Origin of the sequence: Nocardia implantans, assembly GCF_035544775.1 — a bacterium.
Lineage (GTDB): Bacteria > Actinomycetota > Actinomycetes > Mycobacteriales > Mycobacteriaceae > Nocardia > Nocardia implantans.
The window spans coordinates 1-858 of the sequence record NZ_JAYKYQ010000036.1 but is presented as its reverse complement, the minus strand read 5'-3'; the positions used below and the strand labels follow the sequence as shown (position 1 = coordinate 858).

The 858-nt window shown below is 68.2% G+C and carries 1 protein-coding gene; it reads right to left on the bottom strand.

Features of this window, described 5'->3' with window-relative positions; genetic code table 11:
- A partial coding sequence (locus U3653_RS33185) for a lytic transglycosylase domain-containing protein (protein WP_435406618.1) occupies positions 1-798 on the bottom strand: 798 nt, incomplete at its 3' end.
- Positions 799-858: the final 60 nt, after the last annotated feature.

Sequence of the window (858 nt, the reverse complement as noted above, 5' to 3'; positions counted from 1 at the left end):
GCCAGGCCCCACCGGCGGCAACGACCCCGGCGCCACCAGATCCGGCGACACCCGCACCGGCGTCGGCGAACCACCCGTCCGATACGCCCGCGCCCAACTCAGCACATTCGCCGCATACGCCATCGAGTTGTTGTACCGCAACACCGCCCGCAACTCCTGCGCCGGATCCCGCAGATCCAAACCCCCCGAACACAAATACTTCCCCGCCCCCAACGCCGCATCGAACACATTATGCGGATCGGCCACCCCGTCCCCATTACCATCCGCCGCATACGCCCCCCACGTCCCCGGCAAGAACTGCATCGGACCCACCGCCCGCACAAACCCCCCATCCGCAGCCTTGATCACCTCATTACCCGGCAAACTCCCATCCAACGACGGACCGAAAATCGGCGTCACCGTCGTGCCCGCCGCATCCGTCCGCCCACCACCGGCATGCCCCGACTCGATCCGCCCGATCCCCGCCAGCAAACTCCACGACAACCCACACCCCGGCGTCGAAGACCCCAACGCCAACTCCGCATTCCGATACGCCGCCAACACCACCTCAGGAATCCCCAACGCACCCCCCACCGCAGGCAACGAAAACTCCTGCACCGGCACCACACCCCCGAACGGCGCCACCCCCGGCGTCACCGCCCGCAACCGCCGCGGCCCCTCCGCCGCCACCGGCAACAACCCCACCACCCGCGACTGAGCACTCTGCGCCGCCGCCAACACCTCCGGCGCCCGCGGCGCCGACACCCCCACCGGCGACTGCACCCCCGAACCACTCACCACCACACCAGCAACAACCAAAGCCGAGACCGTTATCGGAGCAGATACACGCATTCGGCCACACCCAATCCTCGACGTCGT